Source organism: Mesorhizobium silamurunense (assembly GCF_014843825.1).
GTDB lineage: Bacteria > Pseudomonadota > Alphaproteobacteria > Rhizobiales > Rhizobiaceae > Mesorhizobium > Mesorhizobium silamurunense.
On sequence record NZ_JHQR01000336.1, the window covers coordinates 1 to 8,787 of the forward strand.

The 8,787-nt window shown below is 64.1% G+C and carries 9 protein-coding genes and 1 pseudogene; 9 read left to right on the top strand and 1 reads right to left on the bottom strand.

Annotated elements, in window-relative coordinates; genetic code table 11:
* On the top strand, positions 1-402 hold a 402-nt coding region (locus DH10_RS31710; RefSeq protein WP_281423878.1), incomplete at its 5' end, for a Holliday junction DNA helicase RuvB C-terminal domain-containing protein.
* A 133-nt stretch (positions 403-535) separates the two neighbouring features.
* Positions 536-1,438 (top strand): metallophosphoesterase, encoded by a 903-nt coding sequence (locus tag DH10_RS31715; protein ID WP_192245795.1) that lies wholly within the window; start codon positions 536-538, stop codon positions 1,436-1,438.
* A gap of 5 nt (positions 1,439-1,443) precedes the next feature.
* Here the strand turns inward: DH10_RS31715 and DH10_RS31720 are convergent, their stop codons facing one another.
* Positions 1,444-2,694: a glycoside hydrolase family 5 protein gene (locus DH10_RS31720; protein ID WP_192245797.1), complete on the bottom strand. Its 1,251-nt coding sequence runs from the start codon at positions 2,692-2,694 to the stop codon at positions 1,444-1,446.
* A gap of 127 nt (positions 2,695-2,821) precedes the next feature.
* Between DH10_RS31720 and ybgC the strand changes: the two genes are divergently transcribed.
* The 7 genes and pseudogenes from ybgC to DH10_RS31755 form a co-directional block, all read left to right on the top strand.
* Positions 2,822-3,295, top strand: coding sequence for a tol-pal system-associated acyl-CoA thioesterase (ybgC, locus tag DH10_RS31725; protein ID WP_192245799.1), 474 nt, complete (start codon positions 2,822-2,824; stop codon positions 3,293-3,295).
* Positions 3,296-3,582: 287 nt separating this feature from the next.
* Entirely contained in the window at positions 3,583-4,293 is a 711-nt protein-coding gene (tolQ, locus tag DH10_RS31730; protein WP_126097447.1) for a protein TolQ, read from the top strand.
* Between the two features lie 9 nt (positions 4,294-4,302).
* Positions 4,303-4,764: a protein TolR gene (gene tolR / locus DH10_RS31735; RefSeq protein ID WP_127857324.1), complete on the top strand. Its 462-nt coding sequence runs from the start codon at positions 4,303-4,305 to the stop codon at positions 4,762-4,764.
* Positions 4,765-4,771: 7 nt separating this feature from the next.
* Positions 4,772-5,971, top strand: a complete 1,200-nt coding sequence (gene tolA, locus DH10_RS31740) for a cell envelope integrity protein TolA (protein ID WP_192385716.1) — start codon at positions 4,772-4,774, stop codon at positions 5,969-5,971.
* Between the two features lie 35 nt (positions 5,972-6,006).
* Positions 6,007-7,287: a Tol-Pal system beta propeller repeat protein TolB gene (tolB, locus tag DH10_RS31745; RefSeq protein ID WP_246505927.1), complete on the top strand. Its 1,281-nt coding sequence runs from the start codon at positions 6,007-6,009 to the stop codon at positions 7,285-7,287.
* Positions 7,288-7,535: 248 nt separating this feature from the next.
* On the top strand, positions 7,536-8,042 hold the full coding sequence (gene pal, locus DH10_RS31750; protein WP_192245805.1) for a peptidoglycan-associated lipoprotein Pal: 507 nt from the start codon (positions 7,536-7,538) through the stop codon (positions 8,040-8,042).
* Positions 8,043-8,233: 191 nt separating this feature from the next.
* Positions 8,234-8,787, top strand: a pseudogene (locus DH10_RS31755) (tol-pal system protein YbgF); the annotation flags it as partial.

Here is an 8,787-nt window from a genome sequence, read left to right on the forward strand (position 1 = left end):
CGCGCCCGCGGCACGCCGCGCATCGCCGGCAGGCTCTTGCGCCGGGTGCGCGATTTCGCCTCCGTCGCCGGAGACGGCCATGTCGACAAGCGCATTGCCGACGAGGCTCTGACGAGGCTCGAAGTCGACGGGCTCGGCCTGGACGCGCTCGACCGCCGGTATCTCTCGATGATCGCCCGCAATTTCGGCGGCGGGCCGGTCGGCATCGAGACGATCGCGGCTGGGCTGTCGGAACCGCGCGACGCCATCGAGGACATTATCGAGCCCTATCTCATCCAGCAGGGCTTCATCCAGCGCACGCCGCGCGGCCGCGTGCTGACCGCCAATGCCTGGCGGCATCTCGGCCTCGACGCGCCGAAGGACCTCGCGCAGCAGCAGATTAGCCTGTTTCAGGAAGAGTAACGGACATTTGTTCGTCGGGCGCGCGTGGAACGGCCTGTCTGCGCAAATCTCCGTCGCTCCGCCAAGGTGAAGGCACAATTGCCGCGTCTAAGACAAGCTGGTTGATGGAATCCCAAGGGGCTTGGGCCAGCTGATGATCACCAGACGTGGCTTCCTGCGCCTCATCGGCGGCTCGTTCCTGTCGATGGTGTCGCTCAGCGCCTATGCGGTCGGTGTCGAGCCGATGCTTTTGACGCATGTGAAGCGCTACACCCTGACGCCGCCGCACTGGCCGCCCGGGCTAAAGCTCCGTATGGTCGCACTTGCCGACATCCACGCCTGCCATCCCTGGATGACGCCGGAGCGGATCGCCTCGCTGGTCGAAAAGACAAATGCCTTGCAGCCGGACCTGATCGTGCTCCTTGGCGACTATGTCGACGGAATGCGCCTGGTGACGGCCGACGTGTCCGCACCGGATTGGGCCTCCGCTCTTTCAGGGCTGAAGGCACCGCTCGGCGTGATCTCGATCCTCGGCAATCACGACTGGTGGCACGACCACGCAGCGCAGCGGGCCGAAGCCGGGCCGACGGCCGCGCGCAAGGCACTGGAGAGCGTCGGCATCCCGGTGCTGGAAAACGACGTCGTGCGGCTGGAGAAAGACGGGCACGGCTTCTGGATCGCCGGACTTGCCGACCAGCTGGCGATCCGGCCAAGCAAAGCCCTGGGCCGTCATGGCTTCAAGGGCCTGGACGATCTCGGCGGCACGCTCGCCAAGGTCAGCGACAGCGCGCCCGTCATCCTGCTCGCGCATGAGCCGGACATCTTCCCGAAAGTCCCGTGGCGGGTTTCCCTGACGCTGTCCGGCCACACCCATGGCGGGCAGGTGCGGGTGTTCGGCTATTCGCCGGTGGTGCCGTCCGAGTTCGGCAACCGCTACGCCTATGGCCATGTTGTCGAGAACGACCGCAACCTGATCGTTTCCGGCGGGCTCGGCTTCAGCATCGTGCCGGTGCGCTTTGGTGTGCGGCCCGAAATCCTGCAGATCGATTTGGGCTAGGCCGCCTAGCGAAGCGATCTGATCGCGTCCATCACGTTGGGCTCGGCCTTGTCGCCGTCGAAGGCACCGACGATGCCGAAGGCGCCGCCATAGCCCCATACCGACCAGGAGAAGCCATGCGCCTCGGCGCGCGCGATCATGTCCCTGACATAGGCGGCGCGGTATTCGGCAGGCATCACATAGGCATTGCCATATTCCTGGCGGATCATGCCGAATTCACCCAGCGTGATGTCTTGCGGCTTGATGCCGTTGGCTTTCGCCCAGTCCTCGACGGTCTTGAACGGCGCATCCATCTGGCCAACGAGCTTGTCGGGGCTGTCCATGCTGGCGACCTGCTCGTCGAGATAGGCAAGCATGCTGCTGCGGCGCGTCCATGGCGCCTCGGCCTTGATCCGGTCGCGGATCGTCTCCAGCGCCACATCGAGCCGAGCGCGCGGCACCGCGGTCAAAGGATAGGGAAGGCCGGTGACGTAGCGGATGAAGTCACCGGCCCAGGTCGCGCCCTGATGCGTCAGAAGGAACGGGTCGTAGGAGTGGAAAGTCCAGATGATGTTGTCGTCGGGTATCGCCTTCGGGTCGATCTTCGCCAGCGAGGCCGCGTTCGAATAGCAGCCGCCGGTGAGGATGAGTGTCAACCAGGTGGCGGAAGATCGCGCCGCCGCGAACAATTTCTTCTGGCGGTCCGGCCAGAGGTTCGTGCCGTTCTCGCCGCAATCGACGATCGGCTCGTTCATCAGCTCGAAGGCGACCCGGCCTGGGTCTTCTTGCGACAGCGTATGCGCCATCTTGCGCACGACCTCGACATAGGCGTCGAAGGTTGCGGGATCGTCCATCACCTCGCCCATGCCGATCTTGCGGCTGCCGCCGGCCGGGATGAGATGCAGGTCGACGATCACTTTCAGCCCGGCGCGGTTGATCATGCGCGCCGAGTCCAGCACACTGGCGTAGAGGTCGTCGCGCAGCGCAAGCGTCTCGCCGGACAGGAAGGGCGAGGGATCGACCGGCATGCGCAGGAAATCGAAACCGACATCCTTCAGCGCCTTGAGGTCATCCTCCTTCAGGAATTTGCGCCATTCCGGATAGGGCAGGATGGCGTCCGGGTCGTTCCATTTCTCCTCGCCGGTCCAGGTCGTCCACTGGTCGAGATTGAGGCCGCGCTTCATCGAGAACGTCGCCGCCTGGCACGGCAATGCCAGGGCGGCGAGCGCGAGCAGCGCCGCGATCGAGGTCTTGATCATCGAGCCCAACAGTGCCATCCGGTTCCCGCGCAGTGCGTGTCGCCCAAAAGCATGCAGCGGTTTTGGGATAACGACATGCACGAAAGAAATTGCCTAAAGTCCATCGGGCTTTAGGTGCCCGTTCGGGCCAGAAAAGGAAAGCGCAATGGACGATCGTGGTGAATCCGCGGCACTCAGCGCCGGGCTTTCCGGAGCGCTGACGGAATTCGGCCATCGCCTGATGGCCCGGGTCTACTATGCCGACACCGATTTCTCCGGCGTCGTCTATCACGCGCGCTATCTGGAATTCCTCGAGCGCGGCCGCTCGGATTACCTGCGGTTAGCCGGTGTCCATCACACTGAGCTTCTGGATGGCAAGCATGGCGAGCGCATCGTCTGGGTAGTCAGACGCATGGAGATCGACTTCCGCACACCGGCGCGCATGGACGACATCCTCACCATCGATACGCGCACCGAGGACATTTCGGGCGCCCGCATCTTCATGGCGCAGCAATTGAAGCGCGGCGGCGAAGTGCTGGTCGAGGCGAAGGTCGAAGCCGCGATCATCGGCGAGAACGGCCGGCCGAGGCGGTTTCCCAAGGAATGGATCGCCGCCTTTATGCCGAAGGCAAGCGATTGATCTCGGGACACTAACCGGACGGCTGCAGGCATAGGGCTTGCCGGCGGGGCGCGGCAATGCGCCGCGCTTCATATCCTAACCCATCCTTAACCATAACGGTTCATGAAGGAATTGGTGAAGATCGGCGCAATTCGTGCGCCTTCCTTTCACCAATATTTGCCCTGAAAAGGCCGCGAAATGGTGCATTCGGGGCTTATCCCGCAAGCTTCAAGCTTCGCGCGATCGGACCAAAGGGATGCCCATGGGCCAGCCGCCAGCGATGCCCGGAAAATCTTAAGGACGTAGTCATGGAAAACATTGCACTCGCCGACCCGGGCGCGCATTTGTCGATATGGGCCTTGTTCATGCAGGCCGGCTGGGTGGTCAAGCTGGTCATGATCGGCCTGCTTTGCGCCTCGATCTGGACCTGGGCGATCATCATCGACAAGCTCGTCGCCTATAGCCGCATGCGGCTGGCGCTCAACCGCTTCGAGCAGGTGTTCTGGTCGGGGCAGTCGCTCGAAGACCTCTATCGCACGCTGTCAGACCGCAAGACCACCGGCATGGGCGCGATCTTCGTCGCCGCCATGCGCGAATGGAAAAAGAGTTTTGAAAAGGGCGCAAAATCGGCGCTGGCGCTGCAGACGCGCATCGACAAGGCGATGGACCTGGCGCTGACGCGCGAGATGGAAAGGCTGGAAGGACGCCTCGGCTTCCTCGCCACCACGGGCTCGGCCGCACCCTTCATCGGCCTTTTCGGCACCGTCATCGGCATCATGACATCTTTCCAGGCGATTGCCGCCTCGAAGAACACCAGCCTGTCGGTCGTGGCGCCCGGCATTGCGGAAGCGCTGCTCGCGACGGCCATCGGCCTGCTCGCGGCCATTCCCGCGGTCATCGCCTACAACAAGCTGTCGTCGGATGCGAACAAGATCGCGGTGCGCATGGAAGGGTTCGCGGACGAGTTCTCCGCCATACTCTCGCGCCAAATCGATGAAAAAGTCGCGCAGAAGGCCTGAGGTACGATCATGGGGATGTCTGCTGCTAGCGCAGGTGGCATAGGGCGAGGCGGACGCGGCCACAGGCGCCGTGGCCGCCATCATGGCCTGATGTCGGAAATAAACGTCACGCCGATGGTCGACGTGATGCTGGTGCTTTTGATCATCTTCATGGTCGCGGCGCCGCTGCTCACCGTCGGCGTGCCGATCGACCTGCCGGACACACAGGCCAAGGCGATGAATGTCGACACGCAGCCGATCACCGTGTCGATCAACGCGACCGGCCAGATCTACCTGCAGGAAACCGAGATCCCGATCGAGGAGCTGGTGGCGAAGCTGCAGGCGATCTCGAAGACGGGTTACGACGAGCGCATCTTTATCCGCGGCGACAAGTCGACGGACTACGGCACCGCAATGAAGGTCATGGCCCGCATTTCGGCGGCTGGCTACAAGAACATCGGCCTGGTTTCGCTGCAGGAACAGGACCAGTAGACGAAAAATGAGGACCGGCCTCACCACATCGGTCATCTTGCATGCGGTGGCGTTGGCCTTCGGGCTGTTCACGCTGTCCTCGCCGCCTGCGATGCCGGCCAGCGACGTGGAGTCGGTGGCGGTCGACATCGTGCCGATGGAGGCCATCGCGCAGACGCTGCAGGGCGACAAGAAAGCGGTCATGCATGAGAAGCCGGCGCCGCTGCCGACCAAACGCCCGGATATCGTTCCCGATGCCCAGAAGGTCGGCGAGAACAGCGTCGACACCGACAAGCCGGTGACGGACGAGGCAAAGCCGAAGCCGGTCGAGAAGACGTCCGCGCCGCCGCCGGCGCCGACGCCGACCGAAAAGCCCGCCGCCGAGGACGTGCCGAAGCCGCAGGAAAAACCGAAGCCGGTGCCTGCGACCGAAGTGGCGCCGACGCCGGCGCCGAAGGAAGAGGTCAAGCCCGAGCCGGTCAAGCAGACGGATCCCAAGCCGACGCCGGCCAAGGAGCCGACCCCCGCGCCGCCGAAGGACACGACCGCCGCCATCCAGAAGGAAGAGGTGAAGCCGGACGCCGTCGCCGAGGCGATCGCCAAGGAACAGCCGACCGACGAGGCCAAGCTTCCGGACTCCGCTCCGGCACCCGAGGCGCGGCCGAAGCCGCAGCCGGCTCCGGCCGAGAGCGCCAAGGCGCCGGAACGCAAGGACGCGGAAAAGCCGGTCAAGGAGGCCTCCTCGAAGCCGAAGTCGGATGAGAAGCAGTTCAACGCCGACGAGATTTCCGCGCTGCTCGACAAGCAGAAGCCGTCCGGCGGCGGCGCCAAGCGCTCGACGCAGCAGTCGTCGCTCGGCGGCGAGAAGGACCAGGGTCAGAAGCTTTCCAAGTCCGAGCAAGGCGCGCTGGAAAATCAGCTCAGCGGTTGCTGGACCTTGCCTGTCGGATTGGAAGGTTCGGAGAACTTCGTCGTCGTGGTCCGGTTCAATCTCGATACCAACGGCAAGCTCGACGGCCGTCCGTCGGTCGAGCAGTCGAGCGGCAATCGGCAGTTCGACGAAAGCGCCGTGCGCGCGGTTCAAAAATGCGATGTGGCCGGCCTGCAGGTTCCTGCCGGCAAGCAGGACATCTGGAACGACATCCGGGTCACCTTCGACCCAAGGGAGATGCTTGGCCTCTGGGGCCGGGCATCCGAGCCATCAAAGAAGAGAAGCGAGAAGACATGAGATCTTTCCTCAAGCCGCTCCTGACGATTGCAGCCATGGCGCTGGGTATGACGGCCGGCGCCACCTTGCCGGCCTGGGCGCTCGTCGAGCTCAACGTCAACAAGGGCAATGTCGAGCCGCTGCCGATCGCTATCACGGATTTCCAGTCCGGCGATGCGCTCGGCGCGCAGATCACGGAGATCGTCACCGCCGACCTGAAGCGCTCCGGCCTGTTCGCGCCGATCGACAAGAGCGCTTTCATCGAGAAGATCTCGGGCCCGGACGCCACGCCGCGCTTCGACGACTGGAAGGTGATCAATGCGCAGGCGCTGGTGACGGGCAGCGTCGGCAAGGAGGCCGACGGCCGTATCCGCGCCCAATACCGGCTGTGGGACACGTTTGCCGGCCAGCAGATGGCGGGCGAGCAGTTCTTCGCCAATGATGCCAACACCAGGCGCGTCGCCCATATCATCGCCGATGCGATCTATGAACGGCTCACGGGCGAGAAGGGCTACTTCGACACGCGCGTCGTCTTCGTCGATGAATCCGGCGCCAAGAACGCGCGCAAGAAGCGGCTCGCCATCATGGACCAGGACGGCGCCAATGTGCGCTACCTGTCGGACGGCCGCTCCATCGTGCTGACGCCGCGCTTCTCGCCGAACCGGCAGGAAATCACCTACATGTCCTATGAGAGCGGACAGCCGAAGGTCTATCTGCTGCAGATCGAGACCGGACAGCGCGAGTTGGTCGGCAACTTTCCCGGCATGACGTTTGCGCCACGCTTCTCGCCCGACGGCCAGAAGGTGATCATGAGCCTGCTGCGCGACGACGGCAACTCCAACATCTTCGCCATGGATCTGAGAAGCCGCACGACCACGCGGCTCACCAATTCGGTCGCCATCGACACCTCGCCGTCCTATTCGCCGGACGGCTCGCAGGTCGTCTTCACCTCCGACCGCGGCGGCGGCAGCGGCCGTTCGCAGATCTACGTCATGGGCGCCGACGGCTCCAACCCGCACCGCATCTCCTTCGGCGACGGCGTCTATTCGACGCCGGTATGGTCGCCGCGCGGCGACCTCATCGCCTTCACCAAGCAGAGCGGCGGCGAATTCCAGATCGGCGTCATGAAGACCGACGGTTCGGGCGAGCGCATCCTGTCCTCCGGCTTCCAGCAGGAGGGGCCGACCTGGGCGCCGAACGGCCGCGTGCTGATGTTCTTCCGCGACTCCGCCGGCGGGCCGAAGCTGGTCACGGTCGATCTCACCGGCCGCAACGAGCAGCAGATCCCGACGTCGAACTTCGCCTCGGATCCGGCCTGGTCGCCGTTGCTGGAGTGAGGGGAAGTGGGGAATTGAAGAACTGAGGAATTGAAGAACTGAAGAAGCGGGCCGAAATCCCGCTTTTTCACGTCTTGGTCGCGTTTTGGCCGCATTTCCGCCTACGGTCCGCGCATCTTGGGCGCCTGGCGGGATGGCCGAGGACGGCGGCCGAAACCAAATATTAACTGTGTTTCTTGAACCGCGGTTAACCCAAACGTGGTTACTGGGTGATCAACGAAATCACTCGAATGCGAAGGAGAGGCGGCATGGGCCGTATCGCAGCACTTACCAGAAACCCGGCAATGATCGCGCTGGTGGCGGCCCTCGCCATCACCGGTTGCGCCTCGAAGAAGACCCCGAACAGCGCGGCCGATCTCGGCCTGAATGGCGCCGGCGCCGCCACGCCCGGCTCGGCGCAGGACTTCACCGTCAACATCGGCGACCGCATCTTCTTCGACACCGACTCTTCGTCGATCCGCGCCGACGCGCAGACGACGCTGGGGCGCCAGGCGCAGTGGCTCAACCAGTACAGGCAATATGCCATCGTCATCGAAGGCCATGCCGACGAGCGCGGCACGCGCGAGTACAATCTGGCGCTGGGCGCCCGCCGCGCCGCCGCCACCCGCGACTTCCTGGTTTCCAAGGGCGTCGGGGCCAATCGTCTGAAGACGATCTCCTACGGCAAGGAACGCCCGGTCGCCGTCTGCGACGACATCTCGTGCTGGTCGCAGAACCGCCGCGCCGTCACCACGCTCTCCGGCGCCGGCTCCTGACGTTTCGTCAGGCGGCAAAAATACAACATCGCGGCATGAAAGGCGGCCTCAGGGCTGCCTTTTTCATATGCGACCGCTTGAAACAAAATTTGGCCGAAGTCTCGCGTCCTGCTAAGAGCGCGAGGGCGCTTCCTCCCATTCCGATTTGGAAAGGCGCATCAAGGCCAACAGGTTTCACGGCGAGAGATAGAATGCATTTCAGAACGGTCCTGAGCGGCACGCTTGCGCTGCTGCTCGTATCAAGCATCGCAGGCGTCGCCGCCCCGGTGGACAGCGGGCAATCTTCCGACAGCGGGTTCACCTTCCACCTGCCGACGCTCGGCATCTTCGGCGACAAGAAGAAGGCCGAGCCGGCGCAGCTGGCGCAGCAGGACGGCGCCGGCATGACCGGTCTGGAAGATCAACTGCGCCAGATGAACGGCAAGATCGAGGAGCTCAATTTCCAGATCCTGCAAATGCAGGAGCAGATGCGCAAGCAGCAGGAAGACAACGAGTTCCGCTTCCAGCAGCTCGAAGGCGGCTCGCAGGGCGCCAAGCCCGCCGGGCAGAAGAAATCCGAGACCGCGCCGCAGGATGGCAATACCAGCAACGGCAACACGAGTATGGGCGATGCGGGCACCGGCGACAGCGGTACCGAGACCGGCGCCCAAGCCCCGGCGACGCAAGCTCCGGCCGGCGCGGCTGCGCAGGACGGCGGCGGCAAGAGCGTCGGCGACGTCATCGTCGAGTCGCAGGCCGGCGACCC